Origin of the sequence: Streptomyces sp. H39-S7 (assembly GCF_027158205.1) — a bacterium.
Classification (GTDB): domain Bacteria; phylum Actinomycetota; class Actinomycetes; order Streptomycetales; family Streptomycetaceae; genus Actinacidiphila.
This window is the reverse complement of the sequence record NZ_JAPVLU010000005.1, coordinates 185,788-203,482: the sequence shown is the minus strand read 5'-3', so window position 1 is coordinate 203,482 and position 17,695 is coordinate 185,788. Positions and strand designations below refer to the sequence as shown.

Genomic DNA, 17,695 nt, shown 5'->3' with positions numbered 1-17,695 from the left:
GGATGGAGACGTATCTGATCGGCGGCGGCTGGGACGAAGCGGCCGCGTCCCTGGTGTACGGGCCGTTCCTCGCCGCGGCGGGTCCCGACCCGGTCGTGGCGTGCCTGCTGATCGACGAGGGCGTCGGGGCCGCCGACTTCGGCCGGTACGAGGCGGCGCTGCGGACCGTGGCGCCCTGCCGGCCGTACCCCGTCCTGGTGCCGCCCGGCGGCGCGTTGGACCCCGCCGCACTGGAGGGGGCGGCCGCGCTGCTGGTCTGCGGTGGTCTGACCCCCGCCTACGGCGATGTCCTCGCCCCGCACGCGGGCCTGCTGCCGGCGGTCCCGTACGCCGGGTTCTCGGCGGGCGCGGCCGTCGCCGCGGACCTGGCGCTGGTCGGCGGCTGGAGGGCGGACGGGATCCCGGTCTGCCCGGAGGAGACCGCCGAGGACCTCGACGAGATCACCCTGCGGCCGGGGCTCGGCCTCGTCCCGTGCACCGTCGAGGTCCACACCGCCCAGTGGGGAACGCTGGCGCGCCTCGTCGAGACGGTGGCGCGCGGCGACGTCGCGGTGGGCGTCGCCATCGACGAGAACACGCTGCTGACGGTGGACGGCTCCCGCTGCGGGGTCTCCGGGCTGGGCCGCGTCCACCTGGTGCGCGCGGGGGAGGCGACGACCGTCCGGTCCTACCGGGCAGGGGAGACGTTCACGCTCGGTCGGGGGTGACGTGACGACGGCGGCACCCGCCGTACGGATGCCGCCATCGTCAGGTCATGCGGTCGAGGTCATGCGGCCGCATTTCATGCGATCAGTTGACGGACTCGGGGTCCGAACCGATGCGGTTGCCCGCGTCCAGGCCGGCCAGGGCCGTCAGGTCGGCGTCGGTCAGCTCGAAGTCGAAGACATCGATGTTCTCCTTGATCCGGGAAGGCGTCACGGACTTGGGGATCACGACGTTGCCGAGCTGGAGGTGCCAGCGCAGCACGACCTGGGCCGCCGTGCGCCCGTGCCGCTCGGCGATGGTGCCGATCACGGGCTCGTCCAGCAGGCCCTTGCCCTGGCCGAGCGGCGACCACGCCTCGGTGGCGATGCCGTGCTCGGCGTGGAAGGCGCGCAGCGGGGCCTGGGCGAAGTCCGGGTGCAGCTCGACCTGGTTGACGGCCGGGACGACCGAACCCTCGGCCAGGACGCGGCGCAGGTGCTCCGGGTTGAAGTTGGAGACGCCGATGGCCTTGGCGCGGCCGTCCGCGTAGATCTTCTCCAGGGCGCGCCAGGTGTCGGCGTACAGGTCGCGGGCCGGCGTCGGCCAGTGGATCAGGTACAGGTCGACGTGGTCGAGGCCCAGCTTGTCCAGCGAGGCGTCGAAGGCGGCCAGGGCCTTGTCGAAGCCCTGCTCGGAGTTCCACAGCTTCGTCGTGACGAAGAGTTCCTCGCGCGGCACACCGGAGGCGGCGAGCGCCTTGCCGGTGCCCTCCTCGTTGCCGTAGATCGCGGCGGTGTCGATGCTGCGGTACCCGGCCTCCAGCGCGGTGGAGACGGCGGCCGTGGCCTCGTCGTCGGGCACCTGCCAGACACCGAAGCCGAGCTGCGGCATCTGGACGCCGTTGTTGAGGGTGATGAAGGGGACCTTGCTGCTCACGAGCGGCGATCCTAACGTTGAGTACAGGGCGTTCCAGTTTCAACCACCTCCCCGGATACGCCATTCCCACTCGCCGGAAACGTTTCCGGATCTCTCCACCTCGCGGCGAACCCGCTGGTCAGGCCGTCGTCCCCAGATACGCGTCGCGTACCGCCGGATCCGCCCGGACCTCGGCGGGGCTGCCCTGGGCGAGCACCGTGCCGAGGTCCAGGACGACGACCCGGGCGCACAGCTCCATCACGAAGGCCACGTTGTGCTCGACGAGCAGCACCGCGCACCCTTCCTGCCCGGCGAGCCGCCGCACGACATCGGCGAGCTGCTCGCGCTCCTCGCCCGACATCCCCGAGGCGGGCTCGTCCAGCAGCAGCACCCGGGGCGGGTCCGCCAGCGCGCGGGCGACCTCGACCATCCGGGCCTGTCCGACCGGGAGCGTTCCCGCGTACGCCGAGCGCAGGTCGTACAGACCGCACTGGCGCAGCACCGCCTCGGCCCGCGCCCGGCGCGCCCGCTCCCGCGACCGCCGGGAGGGCGCCGCCACCAGATCGGCCGCGAGGCCGCCTCCGCCGCCCTCCCACTCCTGCGCGACGACGAGGTTGTCGGTGACCGTGAGCTGACCGAACAGCTGCTGGCGCTGGAACGTGCGGCGCAGGCCGTGCCGGGCCCGCCAGACGGGGGAGCGGCCGGTGATGTCCCGGCCGTCGAGCAGCACCCGGCCCGTGTCGGGGCGGCGGATGCCGGAGACGGCGTCGAAGAACGTGGTCTTGCCCGCGCCGTTCGGGCCGATGAGCCCGCACACCTCGCCCGCGCGGACGCCGAGGCTCACCCCGTCCAGGGCGCGGACACCGCCGAACCGTACGCCGACGCCCTCCGCCCGCAGCACCTCACCGGTCACGGCTGGACCACCTCCCCGTCGACGTCCAGATCCTGCTGCCTGGTGCCCGCCGAGGCCGCGATGCCGAGGTACGCCTCGGTGAGCCGGTCGGTCTCCACCTCCGCGCGCGGGCCGCACCACGACACCCGGCCGGACGACAGATACGCGACGGTGTCGGCGAGGCCGAGCACCTCGGCCGCCTTCTCCTCGACGAGCAGCAGCGCGGTGCCCGCCGCGCGCAGTTCGGTGAGGACGGCGAAGACCTCGTCGACGACGCGCGGGGCGAGGCCCAGCGAGGGTTCGTCGGCGACCAGGACCTTCGGCGGCCGCTGCAGCAGCGGGGCCAGTGCCAGCATCTGCTGTTCGCCGCCCGACAGCGACCCCGCGAGGACGCTGCGCCGCGCGGCGAGCTGCGGGAAGCGCGCGTAGACCTGTCCGCGCGCCGCCCGGTCGGGCAGATACAGCGTCAGGTTCTCCTCGATGGTCAGTGCGGGGAAGATGCCGCGGCCCTCGGGTGCGAGCAGGACGCCCTCGCGGGAGCGTCGCACCGGACCGTCGCGGGTGCCGTCCCTGCCGTGCGTCAGCACCGTGCCGTGCGCGGGGGTGAGGATCCCGGCGGCGACCCGGCAGACGGTGCTCTTGCCCGCCCCGTTGGGACCCAGCAGCGCCAGGATCTCCCCGGCACGGACGGTCAGATCCACCCCGTGCAGGACGGAGCCGCCGTCGTATCCCGCGTGGACGCCGCGCAGTGCGAGTGCGGGCGGTTCGCCCGCGGCGGGGGCCGGGACGACCGGGACGCGCGGCGCGGCCGGGGGGACGTCATGGACGGCCCGTTCCGCCCGCGTCGTACGTTCCGCGAGCGCCGCACGCTCCGCCCGCCGTCTGCGCAGCCGTACGGAGACCGCCGCGCAGTAGCCGTCGGGGTCGTTGGCCAGGGCGAGTCCGGCCAGGCCGAAGAGGATGACCGGCAGGTGGGCCGAATCGGTGACGTAGGTCTGGAAGAGGTGCGGGACGATCGCGAAGACCAGCCCGGCGACCACCGCGAACTGCGGCCTGCGCAACCCGGCGGCGACGACCACCGCGAGCCAGACCAGGCCCGTCAGCGCGGTGAAGTCCGTCGCGGTAACGCGGGTGTTGTAGGAGGCGTACATGACGCCGCCGAAGCCGGCGAGCCCCGCCGACAGGGTGAAGAGCAGCAGCTTCGTACGGACCACCGAGACTCCGGACGCCATCGCGGCGGCGGGCGCCGACCGGACCGCCAGGATCGCGCGGCCGGTGGCCGAGCCGCGCAGTGCGCTGAGCGCGGTGACGACCGTGCCCAGCAGCACGATCAGGGCCACGCCCATCGCCCGGTCGTCGGCGAGGTCGATCGGGCCCAGCACCGGGCGCGGGATGGACCAGCCCGCGTCGCCGTTGCGCAGCCAGCCCAGCTGGAACAGCACCTGGTCGGCGAGGAAGGCCAGCGCGAGCGTGGCGAGCGCGAGGCTTCGCCCGCCCAGCCGCAGCGCGGGCAGTGCCACCAGCGCGCCGAGCACCGCCGCCGCGCACGTCCCGACGGCCGCCGCCGCGACGAACGGCCAGCCGTGGCTCATCAGCAGCCCGGCCACCAGTGCGGCGCCGGTCACGAAGGTGGCCTGCGCGAGGCTCACCATCGCGCCGAGCCCGGTCACCAGGGTGAACGAGACGAACACCAGGGAGATCGCCAGTCCTTGCGTCAGCAGACCGCTCCAGAACGGCGTGGTGAGGGTGTAGAAGGCGGTGGCGAGCAGCGCCGCGCCCGCCGCCCACGGCCCCCAGCGCCGCGCCCAGGACGCCCCCGCCAGGTAGTCGGGGGTGGTCGCGTCCGCCGCGGCCGTGCCCGCCGCGCGCTGCCGGCGGGCCATCAGCAGCAGTCCCGCGAACAGGAGGAAGAACGGGACGGCGGTACGGAATCCGGTGATCCGGTCCGCGAAGGAGGCGTAGCCGGCGGCCAGGTTCTGCAGGACGCCGAGCGCGAGGCCGCCCGCGAAGGCCAGGGGGATCGACGCGAAGCGGCCGAGGACGGCCGCGGTCGCGGACACGAAGAGGAAGAGCGTGTAGTCGTGCGCGGACAGGCCGAGCAGCGGGGTGGCGAGCACCCCGGCGAGTCCGGCCAGTGCCGAGGAGAGCATCCAGGCGATCGACGACAGCCGGTCGGCGCTGATCCCGCGCAGCTCGGTCAGCGACCGGTTGTCGACGGCCGCGCGCAGCCGCAGGCCGAGGGCGGTGTGCCGGAGCAGCACCCACAGGCCGAGGGCGACGACCGCGGTGGTGATCCAGGTGATCAGCTGGTCGGAGTCGACCCCGACCCCGTCCATGAGCTGCCAGGAAACGGCCGGGCTCGGCCCGACGCCGGGCAGCCCGAACTGGTTCTCGGCGGGCTGCACGGACACCCCCGCGTCCCGCAGGAGTTCCACGGCCCACAGCCCCGCCGCCGGCAGCGCGACGAGCAGGCCGATGGTCGCCACGATCTGCGCGGTCTCCCCGGCCTTCGCCAGCTTCCGGAACATCGCCCGGTCCAGCGCCCACCCGGTGGCCGGCGCGACGACCACGACCAGCAGCAGCGCCGTCGGGACGGCCGGCCAGCCGAAACCCGAGTGCAGTTCGTAGTAGCCCAGCGCGCACAGGTAGGCGGTCGCCCCGTGCGCGAAGTTGAACAGGCCCGAGGCGGAGTACGACAGGACGAGTCCCGTCGCCAGCAGCGCGTAGAGCGCCCCCGACACCAGGCCGCTCAGGACAAAGCCCAGCAGGTCTCCCATGGTCGCTGCCCTCCGCGGTCGCTGGTGACGGTGTGACGACGCCTCTGCCGGACGGGCCTACTTGAAGGGGATGGCGGCGTAGCACTTGAACGGCACCGCGACCTGGTACGTCCCACCCGTGAGCCGCACCAGGCTGCCGCAGCCGAAGCCCTCGCTGTGTCCCTTGGGGAAGCCGCGGTCGCCCGCCGGGCTCCCGGTGTCGGAGAAGCCGTCGGCGGCCTTCTGGAAGGTGGCGGTCGTGAGGTCCCGGCCCGTCTTCTTCGCGATGGCCAGGAAGAGGTCGGCCGACAGATAGCCGGTCATCATGTGGAGGTTGGGGCGTACGTCGGCGCCGCCGGCCTTCCGCACGTCCTTGAGGAACTGCGCGATGGCCGGGCTCGTCGACTCGAAGGGCTCGAACTGCACGAGGACGTAGACGCCGTCGAGCGCCTGCGCGGTGGTGGCCTTGGCGAGCAGCCCGGGGTCGTAGTCGGTCGGGTCGGAGAGCGCGCCGCGGAACCCGGCGCGCTTGAGGGCGGTGAACAGGCCGATGTTCTGCGGGGTCTGCATGACGGAGACGACCGCGTCCGGCGCCTTGCCGCCGTTGCTCCTCAGGATCTCGCCGGTGTACGCGGACCAGTCGCTCGGCGCGGCGGCGGCCGGGACCGAGGCCTTGGCGTACGTCACCTTGAAGCCGGCGGCCGTGAAGCCCTGGGTGTACGTCCTGATGCCGAACTTGCCGGCGTCGCTGTCGGCGGCGATCAGGGCCACGCTGCGGTCCTTGGCTCCGCCGAGCGCCTGGGCCAGGCCCTCGGGCCAGGACTGGGTGATCGTGCCGCCGGGGCGGGGGACCAGGCAGCCGTTGAAGCCGTAGGTGGTGGCGGGGCCGCAGAAGGCGGGCAGCGTGCCCCAGCCGAAGACCGGCACCTGCTGCTGCTGGAGGAAGTCGGCGCCGGAGAAGGTGACCGAGCTCATCGGTACGACGGAGAAGACCTTGTCCTGCTGGACGAGCTTGCGGGCGGCGGCCAGGTTGCGGCTGGGATCCTGCCCGTCGTCCTCCGCGCCCAGGTAGTCGATCTTCCGCCCGTTGACGCCGCCTTCGTCGTTGGCGCGCTGGAAGCGGGCCTTGGCCCCGAGGTCGGTGTCGGCCTTGCTGTACCCGCTCGACGAGGTCTTGGAGACGATGCCGCCGATCTTGATCGAGTCGTCGGTGACCCCGCGGGCGGACGCGCCGGCCCTGCCCTCCGGGGAGGAGCTGGTGGAGGCGGAGTTGCAGGCGGTGGCGAGCAGCAGCGAGGCCGCGGCTGCGGCGAGGAAGCGGATCGGTCGCGACACGTCAGGATCCCTCCGGAGCCGGATGAGTTCCTGCATTCTGCGGTCGACCTGACGGTGCGTCAATAAATAATCCAACATCATATGACGATCCATCAGATGCGCGCTCGGGCTCCTCGCCCGGCAGCCGTCAGCCCCGGTAGAGCGCCTCGATCTCCTCCGGGAACGCCTTCTCGATCGCCCGGCGCTTCAACTTCAGCGACGGCGTCAGCAGCCCGCGCTCCTCGGAGAACTGGGCGGCCAGGATCCGGAACGTGCGGATCGACTCGGCCTGCGAGACCAGGGTGTTGGCGGCCACCACCGCCCGCCGGATCTCGGTCTCCAGATCCGGGTCGTGGACCAGTTCCTCGTCCGGCAGCCGCGGCTTGCCCCGCATCGTCAGCCAGTGCCCGACGGCCTCCGGGTCGAGCGTCACCAGAGCGGCGATGAACGGCCGGTTGTTGCCGACCGCCACGCACTGCGCGATCAGCGGATGGGTCCGCACCCGGTCCTCCAGCGCGGTCGGCGAGACGCTCTTGCCGCCGCTGGTGACCAGGATCTCCTTCTTGCGGCCGGTGATCGTCAGATAGCCCTCGTCGTCGAGCGCCCCGATGTCGCCGGTCGCCAGCCAGCCGTCGCCGAGCACCTCGGCGGTGGCCTTCGGGTTGTTGAGGTACCCCTGGAAGATCTGGCCGCCGCTCAGCCAGATCTCACCGTCCTCCGCGATGTGCACGGTGGTGCCGGGCACCGGCAGCCCCACCGTGCCGAAGCGGGTCTGCTCCGGCGGGTTGGCGGTGGCCGCGGCAGTGGTCTCGGTGAGTCCGTACCCCTCGTAGATCGTCACTCCCGCGCCGCTGAAGAACAGCCCCAGCCGCCGCTCCATCGCCGAACCGCCGGAGATGGCGTGCCGCACCCGGCCGCCGAGTGCGTCCCGCACCTTGCTGTAGACGAGCTTGTCGTAGATCTGGTGCTGCATCCGCAGGGCGGCGCTGGGGCCGTGGCCGGTGCCGAACGCCTTGGCCTCCACCGCCTCCGCGTACCGCACGGCGATCTCCACCGACTTGTCGAACGGGCCGAGCTTCCCGCCCGCCTCCGCCTTGCGGCGGGCCGCCTGGAAGACCTTCTCGAAGACGTACGGGACGGCCAGGACGAACGTCGGCCGGAAGGCGGCCAGGTCGGGCAGGAGGTCGGCGGCGGTCATGCTCGGCTGGTGCCCGAGCCGGATCCGGTGCCGGACGCACGCCACCTCCACCATCCGCCCGAAGACGTGCGCGAGCGGCAGGAAGAGCAGCGTGGACGGCTCCTCGCCCGGCTTGTTCGCGAAGACCGGCTCCCAGCGGGCCACCACGTTGTCGGTCTCGGCCATGAAGTTGCCGTGACTCAGGACGCAGCCCTTGGGCCGGCCGGTGGTGCCCGAGGTGTAGATGATGGTGGCCGTCGCGTCCGGGGTGACCGCGAGCCGGTGCCGGTCGATCACCTCGTCGCCGATGTGGGCGCCGGCGTCGGTCAGCTCCTCGACGCAGCCCGCGTCGAGCTGCCAGAGCCTGCTCAGCCGGGGCAGCTCGTCGACGGCGGCGCCGATCGTCATCGCGTGGTCCTCGTGCTCCACGACGCAGGCGACCGCGCCCGAGTCGTGCAGCATCCAGCGCACCTGGTCGAGGGAGGACGTCGGGTACACCGGGACCGGCTGGGCGCCGATGGTCCACAGCGCGAAGTCGAAGACGGTCCACTCGTAGCGGGTGCGGGACATGATCCCGACGCGGTCGCCGAAGCGCACCCCGTTGGCGAGCAGGCCCTTCGCGACCGCCACCACCTCGTCGCGGAACTCCAGCGCGGTCACGTCCTGCCAGTGCCCGTCCGCCCTGCGGCCGAGCACCACCTGGTCCGGGTGGTCGGCAGCGTTGTTGAACACCGCGTCCGCCAGTCCTCCGACCTGGGGCGCCGTGGCCATCGGGGGGACGGTGAACTCGCGCAACTGGTGCTCCTCGGGCCGCTGGGCCTGTCCGGCGGGCGGCCCGTAAGCTACCTGATCCGCAGAGGGGGCGGGAAGGGTTGGTCCACACCAGTTCTATCGGACGTTTGTGCTGGTAGGGCACTGGTTCCCGGTTGTCGCAAGGGAGTACGAGCGAGGGCCGGACTCCCGAAGGTTGTCCGGCCCTGTCGATCTCCACCAAATCTGCGCCAACCGGTTACCGCCGCTCTACAGCGGAGGCCGCACCGGGGCCGGGCCGGAATTCCGGCCCCGGGGCCGTGCCCGCTCCCGCCTGGGCGGGCAGTGCTGGCCGGGCCGCCGGGGTCTTCACGAGGAGCAGCACGGCGATTCCCGCGAGCACCCCGACGACGCCGGCCACCACGGCCGCCGTGTTCAGCCCGGACGCGAAGGCCGCGTGCAGCGCGTGGTCGACCGCCCCGCGCCGATCCGCCGGTGTGTGGCCCAGGACGCCCCGCGCGCCGCCGCCGGCCAGCGCCCGCGCCGTTCCGTGCGCGTCGGGTACCGCGCCGCTCAGTGACGTCTCCATGCGGGAGGCGACGATGGTGCCGAAGACCGCCACGCCGAGCGCGTACCCGAGCTGGCGGAAGGTGTTGACCGCGCCGCTGGCCATGCCCGCGCGGTGCGGCGGCACGGAGGCGAGCGCCGCGCCGGCCACCGCCGGGTTGACGAGTCCGACGCCGATCCCGGCCACCAGGAGCCCGGCGGTCAGCGAGGCCCAGCCCGAGCCGGCGTCCAGCAGGCTCTGCCCGAACGCGCCCAGCCCGATCAGCACCAGCCCGATCCCGATCACCAGCCGGTACGGCGCGCCGTGCAGGAACTTGCCGCCCAGCGCGGCCGTGACGAACCCCGCCGCCGCCAGCGGGACCAGCACCAGCCCGCCGAGGACCGGGCTCAGGCCCAGCAGCGTCTGCAGCCACAGGGAGGTGTAGGGCAGGAACCCGAACGCGGCGGCGTTCAGCGCCAGCGCGCCGACCATCACCCCGACGAACGAGGCGTTGCGGAACAGGCTCAGGTCGAGCAGCGGATGCGCCGACCGGCGCTCGACGGCGACGAACAGCCCCAGTGCCAGGACCGCCGCGACCAGCGTCGCGATGGTGCGCCCCGATCCCCAGCCGACCGCGTCGGCCCGGATCACCGCGTACGTGGCCAGGCCCGCGAAGAGCGTGAAGGTGGCCGTGCCCGCCCAGTCGATGCGGTGCCCGGCGCCCTCCCGCCGCGACTCGGGGACCACCTTGAGCGTCAGCCACACCGCGACCAGGCTGACCGGCAGGTTGACGAAGAAGATCCAGCGCCAGTCGATCCCCTGGGTGAGCAGGCCGCCCACGATCGGGCCCAGCGCGGCCGCCCCGCCGCTGACCGCGCCCCACACACCGAGCGCCACCGACCGGTCCTTGCCCTGGTAGACGGCGGCCAGCAGGGAGAGGGTGGTCGCGAACATCGCGGCCGCGCCGATCCCCTGCACCGCGCGCATCGCGACCAGCACCGTGGTGTTCGGCGCCAGGCCGCAGGCCAGCGAGGCGGCCGCGAAGACGACCGTCCCGGCCACGTACATCTTCCGCCGGCCCACCACGTCCGCCGCGGATCCGGCGCCGATCAGCAGGGCGGCGAGCGCCAGCGCGTAGATGTCGATGACCCACTGCAGGTCCGACAGGGACGCGCCGAGCGAGCTGGTGATGTCGGGCAGCGCGACGATCACGATCGTGACGTCGAGCAGCAGCATGAACGTACCCAGACAGACCGCTACCAGCGGTCCCCACTTACGCATCGCGATTCCTCGTTCTCTTCGGTTCTCCCGGTCCGGTGCCCGTTGACCCCGTGACCCGCCCTACGATCGGCAGCGGCGGACGTATCCACCAGTCACGGTGGACCAAGCGTCTCTTTCCGACATCAAGGAGGGCTTGAGCGGTGGATTCTCCTTCCTTCGACGAGCTGGACCTCAGGCTGCTCCAGGCGCTGCAACTCGACGGGCGGGCGCCCTTCAGCCGGATCGCGGCGGTCCTCGGCGTCTCCGACCAGACGGTCGCCCGGCGCTTTCGCCGGCTGTACGCCGACGGCGGGCTGCGGGTGGTCGGCGTCGCCGACGCCGGACGGCTCGGCCGCACCAGCTGGCTGCTGCGGCTGCGCTGCGCGCCCGACGCGGCGGAGCCCATCGCCAAGGCGCTCGCCCGCCGCCCCGACACCAAGTGGATCGAGCTGACCTCGGGCGGCACGGAACTGCTCTGCGTCGCGGAGCCCCGCACCCGGGACGACCACGCGGCCCTGCTGCTCGGCAAACTCCCGCGGACGCCGAGCATCCTGGAGATCAGCGCCCTGTGCCTGCTGCACACCTTCTACGGCGGCCCGCTGGGCTGGTTCGCCAAGGGCGAGGGGCTGACCCCCGCCGAGGTCGACGCCCTCACCCCGCCCCCGGTGGAACCGTCCACCGGCGTGATCACACTCGACGCCGAGGACGAGCGGCTGATCGAGGCGCTGGGCCGGGACGGCCGGGCCACCTACCCGGAACTGCAGCAGCTCACCGGGTTGTCGGAATCGGCCGCGAAACGGCGGCTGGAACAGCTGCGCCACAGCGGAGCGCTCTTCATCGACGTCCAGTTCGACGCGGACCAGATCGGCTACCGGGCGCACGCCGTGCTCTGGCTCACCGTGCGCCCCTCGGCCCTGTCCGCCGTCGGCCAGGCGCTCGCCGAGCACACCGAGGTCGCCTTCGCCTGCGCGACCACCGGCTCGTCGAACCTCTTCGCCGTCGTCCTGTGCCGCGACACCGCGCACCTCTACCGCTACCTCAGCGAGAAGATCGGCGCGCTCGACGGCGTCCGGCACGTCGAGACCGCGCCGACGCTCCGCCGGATCAAGAGCCTGGCGTACGAGGAGCGGCGGCGCTGAGCCGCCCCGGCGGTCAGCGCAGGAGGTTCACGACCAGCACCGCCAGGGCCATCGCCAGGAAGAGCAGGTACGCGCCCAGCGCGCGTCCCCGGTCGCCCGCGCGGAGCTGACGCCACAGCACCCAGCCGAAGATCGCCGCCTCGACGGCGGCGCCCGCCACCCCGAACGCCGGGACCCACAGGCCCACGATGACCGCGACCGTGCCGAACAGGTGCAGCACGCCCAGCAGGCTCACCACCCACAGGAAGCGTCCCTGGAGCACACCCAGCCTGGTCAGCTCGTCGATCCGGGCGAGGCCGACCCGGGCACGGAACAGCGCGACGACCGCCGAGGGCAGGACCTCGCAGAGCAGCAGGACCGTCAGCACCACCGTCAGGATGAACATCGGGTCCCCTAGCGCTGGGTGCGGACGCGGGCGAGTTGTCTGGACTGGGCGACCAGCCGCCCCGAAGAGTCCCACACCTCGGCGTCCTCCTCCAGGTAGCCGTCGGCGAAGTTGCGGGTCGAGTGGACGACGCGCAGCCAGCCGGGAGCGGGCTTCGCCCGGACGTGCACGGTCAGTTCCAGGGTCGGGGCCCAGCCGCCGATGCCCAGGTCGAAGCTGGTCGGAGGCAGTACGTCCACCGCCAGGAGCAGCAGCAGCGGGTCGGGCTCGCGGCCGTCCGGCATCCGCAGCCAGCCCTGCAGGAGCCCCCGGCCGGACGGCGCGCCCATCGCCCAGCCGACGGTGTCCGGGTCGAGCCGCAGATCGAGCCGGCCGAGCAGTTCCGCCTGCTCGACGAAGGAGGGCGGCGCCAGTTCGGCGCCGACGCACTTGTCGGGCGGCGGGAGGTTCGGGGGAGTGGCGCTGGTGCGTACGTCACCGGTCGCGTGGTGGTCCAGGTCGCCGTAGGTGGCGATGGCCCGCAGCCGCTCCTCGCCGCCCTGCAGCAGCGAGACCGTGCCCGTGGAGACGGTCCGGCCGCGCCGCAGGGTCTCGGTGCGCAGTTCCGCCGGGCCGGCGCTCGACGTGGACAGGTAGTAGGCGCTGATGGAGAACGGGTCGTTGTGCCCGTCCTGCCCGCCGCCGAGTTCGGTGGCCAGCGCGCGGGCCGCGAGAGCCAGCAGCAGACCGCCGTTGATGCCCTTGCCGATCCGCCAGCCGCCGTCGAGTTCGGCGTCGAAGACGGACGGCTCCCCGGCCCGCGCCACCACAGCGGTCCCCCGGTCGAATGCGTACTCCTGATCAGTTTCACGGTCTGTCACACCGCGCAGCGTAGGGCCTGGCCCGGGATCAGGCGCTCCCGGCCGCCCGGCTGCCGTTGCCGGTGGTTCCCACGACGATCCGGTGCTCACCCGCGTACACGTTCATGGAGGAGCCGCGCAGGAACCCGACGAGGGTCAGCCCCGACTCGGCGGCCAGGTCCACCGCCAGCGACGACGGGGCGGAGACCGCCGCCAGCAACGGGATGCCGGCCATCACCGCCTTCTGCGCCAACTCGAAGGACGCGCGCCCGGAGACGAGCAGGATCAGGTCCGAGAGCGGCAGCAGATCCTGCTGCAGGGCCCGGCCGACGAGCTTGTCGACGGCGTTGTGCCGGCCGACATCCTCGCGGATGTCGATCAGCTCGCCGTCAGCGGTGAAGAGCGCGGCGGCGTGCAGGCCGCCGGTCCGCTCGAAGACCTGCTGGGCCGCCCTGAGCCGGTCGGGAAGGACGGCCAGCAGGTCCGTGCCGACCCGGAGCGGGGGAGTGTCGGCGATCTTCCAGAGGGCGTTGGTGCGCACGGCGTCCAGGCTGGCCTTGCCGCACAGGCCGCACGAGGACGTGGTGTAGACGTTCCGCTCCAGCGTGATGTCGGGAACGGTCACGCCCTCGGCCAACTGGACGTCGACGATGTTGTAGGTGTTCGCACCGTCCGCCACGGCCCCCGCGCAGTACACGATGTTCGCGATCTGGTCGGCGCGCCCGATGACGCCCTCGCTCGCCAGGAAGCCCACGGCGAGGGCGAAGTCGTCGCCCGGGGTGCGCATGGTGATGGCCAGCGCCTTGCCGTTCAGCCGGATCTCCAGTGGCTCCTCCGCCACCAGGGTGTCAGCACGGTGCTCGGCCGCTCCGTCCCTGACGCGAAGTACGCGGCGGCGCTCGGTGATCCGTCCCATAGCTGATCAGTCCCGGTTCTGTACGTGCTGGCTGCGTCCGACGGACCGATACCCCGATCAGCCCTTGGTAGAGAGGTTGCCACGGGTGAGCGGGTTGCCGTGCGGGCGGTGCCGGCGGCAGGCATTCAGTAGAATGTAGAGGGCAACCACTTCGTCAAGCCCGAGCGAGAGCAGACATGAGCGAGCAGCCGAACGCCTCGGGCACCTTCATCGCGGACGAGGACGTCAGGTCGCGACTGCTGTATCTGCGCGGCAGCATCGACAACCTGGACGCGGCCCTGGTGCACCTGCTCGCCGAGCGGTTCAAGTGCACCCAGCAGGTGGGCGAGCTGAAGGCCGCCCACGACCTGCCGCCGGCCGACCCGGCCCGTGAGGCCGCCCAGATCACCCGGCTGCGCAAGCTGGCCGAGGACGCCCGGCTGGACCCGGCCTTCGCGGAGAAGATGCTGAACTTCATCATCGGCGAGGTCGTGCGGCACCACAAAGTGATCGCCGGACGTTCCGCCGCCGACGAGGGCGACGCGGCCGCCGGGGCCTGACGGTCCCGCGGAAACGCCCGGGTGTGGCGTTCACCCCACTCGACGCGAAGTAGGAGCTTCCCGGAACCCGGGTCGCTAGGGTCGCGTCCAGGGACGCCCGCCCCGGGCGTCGGGACGATGTCCGGACTGCGGCCTGGCGACGCCCATGTCACCGCAATGCGGGCGAACGCGTCAATGGCGACGCCCGTCACGCGCTGCGCTTGAGTCAGATTCTAGGCGGGACCAGTGAAATCCTGCTGGTGCACCACGAGGACTGTGCGGCTCTCGGTGATCCCGCCGACGATCTACGGGCGTGTCTGATCCGGCTCCGTGACAACCATGAGCTGCCCCATACCGATGTGGTGCGCGGCTTCGTCTACACGCGCGGTGGTGCGCTGCGCGAGATCCGCCCCGAACGAGCGGAGAACTGATGACCCTCATCCTCAAGCCCGGCACGGCCTGGACCGACGCCTGGCAGCGTTGCGTCGAGGTCGCCCCGGAGGCTTTCCACGACGACCGCGTACTCAACTACTGGAACGGCCGCTGGCAGGCGGACGGCCGGCTGCTGCCGACCACCTCGCCCGTCGACGGCTCCCCCCTCGCCGCTCTCCCGCGGCTGGACGCGGCCAGCGCCCACCTCGCGGTGCGGGCCTCGCTCGACCAGCACAAGGCGTGGCGGGAGGTGCCGCTCGCCGACCGCAAGGCGCGGGTGAGCGCCACGCTGGACGCGCTCACCGAGCACCGTGAACTGCTCGCACTGCTGCTCGTGTGGGAGATCGGCAAGCCCTGGCGGCTCGCCCAGGCGGACGTGGACCGGGCCATCGACGGCGTGCGCTGGTACGTCGACGAGATCGACCGGATGGTCGAGGGCCGTACCCCGCTGCCCGGACCGGTCAGCAACATCGCCAGCTGGAACTACCCGATGAGCGTCCTGGTCCACGCGATGCTGGTGCAGGCGCTCGCCGGCAACGCCGTCATCGCCAAGACCCCCACCGACGGCGGCCTCGCCTGTCTCACCCTCGCCACCGCGCTGGCCGCCCGCGAGGGCCTGCCCGTCACGCTGGTCAGCGGCGGCGGCGGCGAGCTCTCCGAGGCGCTGGTCAGGGCCCCGGAGATCGGCTGCGTCTCCTTCGTCGGCGGCCGGGACGCGGGCGGCCGGGTCGCGGCCTCCGTCGCCGACCTCGGCAAGCGCCACATCCTGGAGCAGGAGGGCCTCAACGCCTGGGGCGTGTGGAACTACACCGACTGGCCCACCCTGACCGGCCACATCCGCAAGACCTTCGACTACGCCAAGCAGCGCTGCACCGCCTACCCGCGGTTCGTCGTGCAGCGCGAGACGTTCGACCAGTTCCTGACCGCGTACCTGCCGGGCGTCCAGGCCGTCACCTTCGGCCACCCGCTGGCCGTCGAGCACCCCGACGACGACCTGCCCGAGCTGGACTTCGGACCGCTGATCAACGCGGCCAAGGCCAAGGAACTCGGCGACCTCGTCTCCGAGGCGATCAGCCGCGGCGCGGTCCCGCTGCACCACGGGTCCATCGCCCAGGGGCGGTTCCTGCCCGGTCAGGACACGTCCGCGTACCTGCCGCCGGTCACCCTGCTCAACCCGCCCTCGACGTCACCGCTGCACCACGCGGAACCGTTCGGCCCGGTCGACACCCTTGTCCTGGTCGACACCGAGGCCGAGTTGCTGGCCGCCATGAACGCCAGCAACGGCGCGCTGGTGGCGACCCTGGCCACCGACGACCCGGAGACGTTCGCCCGGCTCTCCCCGCAGATCCGGGCCTTCAAGGTCGGTCACAGCAAGCCGCGTTCGCGCGGCGACCGCGAAGAGCTCTTCGGCGGCTTCGGCGCCTCCTGGCGCGGCGCCTTCGTCGGCGGCGAGCTGCTGGTCCGCGCCGTCACGCAGGGAGCTGCCGACGAGCGGCTGCCCGGCAACTTCCCGGACTACCGGCTCCAGCCCAGCTGAGCCCGGTCTCGGGCGGCGGCGCCCCGCCGCCGCCCGATCCGGTCACCCGATCCCCTGATGGTCGGCGAGCAGCGCGAACGCACGGTCGGCGGGCTCGGGCACCGTCCGGGTCACGGCCTGCTCCAGCAGCGCGCGGTGCCGCTCCAGCGGCGTGCGCCGGTCCGGCGGGGCGAGCGACAGCAGATCGTCGAGCCCGGCCAGCAGCCGCCGGGTGACCTGCGGGTTGTCCGTCGCGCACAGCCGGATCTCGGTGAACCCCAGGTCCACCAGATCGCCCCAGGACGGCAGGTCCTGCACCAGCCGCACCGCCCCCGAGCGGTCGGTGTGGTGCACCGCCCCCAGCGGCCGGTCCACCACCGCCGCCAGGAACTGCACGATCCGGTCCAGGCACTGCACGGCCGTCGTCGGATCGTTGACGGCCGACGACAGCGCCCGCAGCCCGATGTCCGCCAACTGCCGCAGCCCGAACCCCAGATCCTGGTGGAACGTCCGCTCCACCCCCACGAACACCGCCGACCTCAGCAGCCGCACCGGCAACTGTTTCCCACTCGCGCCGTGCACCGTCAGCAGCGGTGTCCCCGGCACCACGAAGTCCCCGATCCGCGGCACCAGCCGCAGTACCGTCCCACCCCGCCGCGCGATCCGCGACAGCCGCGCGATGTTCACGTCCCGCAGCACCCCCGCCCGCCCTCGGTGCGTGATCACCGAGACCTCGGCCGGCAGCGGCAGCGCCCCCTCCGGGGACCGCAGCGGATACGCCCCCAGCACCCGGAGCGACTCCCGGGTGATCCGGTCGATCACGTAGCTGATCCGCATCAGCCGGATCGTGGCGTTCACGTACGCCACGAACAGCGCCAGGCTGATCAGCACCAGCAGCACCGCCGTCAGCAGCGTGAACACCGGCACGCTCGTGACCAGCTTCGGATCCTGCTCCCCGTCGTACGCCGCCTGGCCCACCAGCGAGAACAGGAACGTCGCGAGGAACACCGCGAACGTCCCCTTGGTGATCCGGCTGCGCACATACAGCCGCACCACCCGCGGCGAGAACTGGCTGCTCGCCATCTGCAGCGCGACCAGCGAGATGCTGAAGACGACCCCGATGAACGTCAGCATCGCCGAGCCCACCGTCGTCACGATCGACTTCGCGTCTTCCGCGATCTTGATCAGCGACGAGACGGACGCGTAGCCCCCCTCGTCCTGCAGCGCCCCGATCAGCCAGGCATCCAGCTCCCCGACCCCCGCGGCCAGCACCAGCGCCCCGACCAGCCCCAGGGCGGGCGCGAACCAGAAGGTGTCCCGCAGATGCTCCCGCCACGGCGACAACACCCGTGGCCTGCGACGCTCACGGCGGGTAACCGAAGGTGACATATCGCTCACACCCGGACCCTATGCCCTCCCACCCCCCAAACCCGGCACCCATATGCAGGTGAGAACCACTCCGATTCCTTGGTATCGTTGTCCATGTCGCCGCGGGAAACCTCGGCACACACACCCCGTCCGGGTGGCGGAATGGCAGACGCGCTAGCTTGAGGTGCTAGTGCCCTTTATCGGGCGTGGGGGTTCAAGTCCCCCCTCGGACACTTTTTTCGTAGTCCAAACAGTGCTGACCGGTCTCCGGTCAGCACTGTTTGCGT

General features: G+C 72.3%; 15 protein-coding genes and 1 tRNA gene. 6 read left to right on the top strand and 10 right to left on the bottom strand.

Features of this window, described 5'->3' with window-relative positions; all coding sequences use genetic code 11:
• The first annotated feature begins 2 nt into the window (after nucleotides 1-2).
• Complete coding sequence (locus O3X23_RS07115) at nucleotides 3-707, top strand: hypothetical protein (protein ID WP_269270320.1); 705 nt, start codon at nucleotides 3-5, stop codon at nucleotides 705-707.
• An 82-nt stretch (nucleotides 708-789) separates the two neighbouring features.
• On the opposite strand, the gene O3X23_RS07110 is transcribed toward O3X23_RS07115, so the two are convergent.
• From O3X23_RS07110 to O3X23_RS07085, 6 genes are all read right to left on the bottom strand, one after another.
• Nucleotides 790-1,575: an aldo/keto reductase gene (locus tag O3X23_RS07110; RefSeq protein ID WP_269270382.1), complete on the bottom strand. Its 786-nt coding sequence runs from the start codon at nucleotides 1,573-1,575 to the stop codon at nucleotides 790-792.
• A 163-nt stretch (nucleotides 1,576-1,738) separates the two neighbouring features.
• Nucleotides 1,739-2,512, bottom strand: coding sequence for an ABC transporter ATP-binding protein (locus O3X23_RS07105; protein ID WP_269270319.1), 774 nt, complete (start codon nucleotides 2,510-2,512; stop codon nucleotides 1,739-1,741).
• A complete protein-coding gene (locus O3X23_RS07100; RefSeq protein ID WP_269270318.1) occupies nucleotides 2,509-5,268 on the bottom strand; it encodes an ABC transporter permease subunit in 2,760 nt (919 codons plus the stop codon). Before O3X23_RS07100 ends, O3X23_RS07105 begins: the two co-directional genes overlap by 4 nt.
• A 57-nt stretch (nucleotides 5,269-5,325) precedes the next feature.
• On the bottom strand, nucleotides 5,326-6,582 hold the full coding sequence (locus O3X23_RS07095; RefSeq protein ID WP_269270317.1) for an ABC transporter substrate-binding protein: 1,257 nt from the start codon (nucleotides 6,580-6,582) through the stop codon (nucleotides 5,326-5,328).
• A gap of 127 nt (nucleotides 6,583-6,709) precedes the next feature.
• A complete protein-coding gene (locus O3X23_RS07090) occupies nucleotides 6,710-8,533 on the bottom strand; it encodes an AMP-dependent synthetase/ligase (protein ID WP_269270316.1) in 1,824 nt (607 codons plus the stop codon).
• Between the two features lie 214 nt (nucleotides 8,534-8,747).
• A complete protein-coding gene (locus O3X23_RS07085) occupies nucleotides 8,748-10,316 on the bottom strand; it encodes an MFS transporter (RefSeq protein WP_269270315.1) in 1,569 nt (522 codons plus the stop codon).
• Between the two features lie 140 nt (nucleotides 10,317-10,456).
• Here O3X23_RS07085 and O3X23_RS07080 point away from each other — a divergent pair, with 140 nt between their 5' ends.
• Entirely contained in the window at nucleotides 10,457-11,434 is a 978-nt protein-coding gene (locus tag O3X23_RS07080; protein ID WP_269270314.1) for an Lrp/AsnC family transcriptional regulator, read from the top strand.
• Nucleotides 11,435-11,447: 13 nt separating this feature from the next.
• On the opposite strand, the gene O3X23_RS07075 is transcribed toward O3X23_RS07080, so the two are convergent.
• Genes O3X23_RS07075 through fdhD form a run of 3 tightly spaced genes read right to left on the bottom strand, consistent with a single transcriptional unit; the run spans nucleotide 11,448 to nucleotide 13,574 of the window.
• Nucleotides 11,448-11,819 carry a hypothetical protein gene (locus tag O3X23_RS07075; RefSeq protein ID WP_269270313.1) on the bottom strand — a complete coding sequence of 124 codons (372 nt, stop codon included), beginning with the start codon at nucleotides 11,817-11,819 and terminating at the stop codon, nucleotides 11,448-11,450.
• An 8-nt stretch (nucleotides 11,820-11,827) separates the two neighbouring features.
• Entirely contained in the window at nucleotides 11,828-12,679 is an 852-nt protein-coding gene (locus O3X23_RS07070; protein WP_269270312.1) for a thioesterase family protein, read from the bottom strand.
• A gap of 28 nt (nucleotides 12,680-12,707) precedes the next feature.
• The gene (gene fdhD, locus O3X23_RS07065) at nucleotides 12,708-13,574 is read right to left on the bottom strand and encodes a formate dehydrogenase accessory sulfurtransferase FdhD (RefSeq protein WP_269270311.1); all 867 of its coding nucleotides are present in this window, start codon (nucleotides 13,572-13,574) and stop codon (nucleotides 12,708-12,710) included.
• Between the two features lie 176 nt (nucleotides 13,575-13,750).
• Here fdhD and O3X23_RS07060 point away from each other — a divergent pair, with 176 nt between their 5' ends.
• The 3 genes from O3X23_RS07060 (at nucleotide 13,751) to O3X23_RS07050 (ending at nucleotide 16,061) form a co-directional block, all read left to right on the top strand.
• Nucleotides 13,751-14,113, top strand: coding sequence for a chorismate mutase (locus tag O3X23_RS07060; protein ID WP_269270310.1), 363 nt, complete (start codon nucleotides 13,751-13,753; stop codon nucleotides 14,111-14,113).
• Nucleotides 14,114-14,313: 200 nt separating this feature from the next.
• Entirely contained in the window at nucleotides 14,314-14,523 is a 210-nt protein-coding gene (locus tag O3X23_RS07055) for a hypothetical protein (RefSeq protein ID WP_269270309.1), read from the top strand.
• Nucleotides 14,523-16,061 carry an aldehyde dehydrogenase family protein gene (locus O3X23_RS07050; RefSeq protein ID WP_269270308.1) on the top strand — a complete coding sequence of 513 codons (1,539 nt, stop codon included), beginning with the start codon at nucleotides 14,523-14,525 and terminating at the stop codon, nucleotides 16,059-16,061. Before O3X23_RS07055 ends, O3X23_RS07050 begins: the two co-directional genes overlap by 1 nt.
• Nucleotides 16,062-16,103: 42 nt before the next feature.
• Here the strand turns inward: O3X23_RS07050 and O3X23_RS07045 are convergent, their stop codons facing one another.
• Nucleotides 16,104-17,429: a DUF2254 domain-containing protein gene (locus O3X23_RS07045; RefSeq protein WP_269270381.1), complete on the bottom strand. Its 1,326-nt coding sequence runs from the start codon at nucleotides 17,427-17,429 to the stop codon at nucleotides 16,104-16,106.
• A 127-nt stretch (nucleotides 17,430-17,556) separates the two neighbouring features.
• Between O3X23_RS07045 and O3X23_RS07040 the strand changes: the two genes are divergently transcribed.
• Nucleotides 17,557-17,641, top strand: a tRNA-Leu gene (locus O3X23_RS07040).
• The last annotated feature ends 54 nt before the right edge of the window (nucleotides 17,642-17,695 follow it).

Coding starts and splice junctions, on each gene's coding strand:
- O3X23_RS07115 (WP_269270320.1), top strand. CDS start 3: ATGGAGACGTATCTGATCGGCGGCGGCTGGGACGAAGCGGCCGCGTCC.
- O3X23_RS07110 (WP_269270382.1), bottom strand. CDS start 1,575: ATGCCGCAGCTCGGCTTCGGTGTCTGGCAGGTGCCCGACGACGAGGCC.
- O3X23_RS07100 (WP_269270318.1), bottom strand. CDS start 5,268: ATGGGAGACCTGCTGGGCTTTGTCCTGAGCGGCCTGGTGTCGGGGGCG.
- O3X23_RS07085 (WP_269270315.1), bottom strand. CDS start 10,316: ATGCGTAAGTGGGGACCGCTGGTAGCGGTCTGTCTGGGTACGTTCATG.
- O3X23_RS07075 (WP_269270313.1), bottom strand. CDS start 11,819: ATGTTCATCCTGACGGTGGTGCTGACGGTCCTGCTGCTCTGCGAGGTC.
- fdhD (WP_269270311.1), bottom strand. CDS start 13,574: ATGGGACGGATCACCGAGCGCCGCCGCGTACTTCGCGTCAGGGACGGA.
- O3X23_RS07060 (WP_269270310.1), top strand. CDS start 13,751: ATGAGCGAGCAGCCGAACGCCTCGGGCACCTTCATCGCGGACGAGGAC.
- O3X23_RS07050 (WP_269270308.1), top strand. CDS start 14,523: ATGACCCTCATCCTCAAGCCCGGCACGGCCTGGACCGACGCCTGGCAG.
- O3X23_RS07045 (WP_269270381.1), bottom strand. CDS start 17,429: ATGTCACCTTCGGTTACCCGCCGTGAGCGTCGCAGGCCACGGGTGTTG.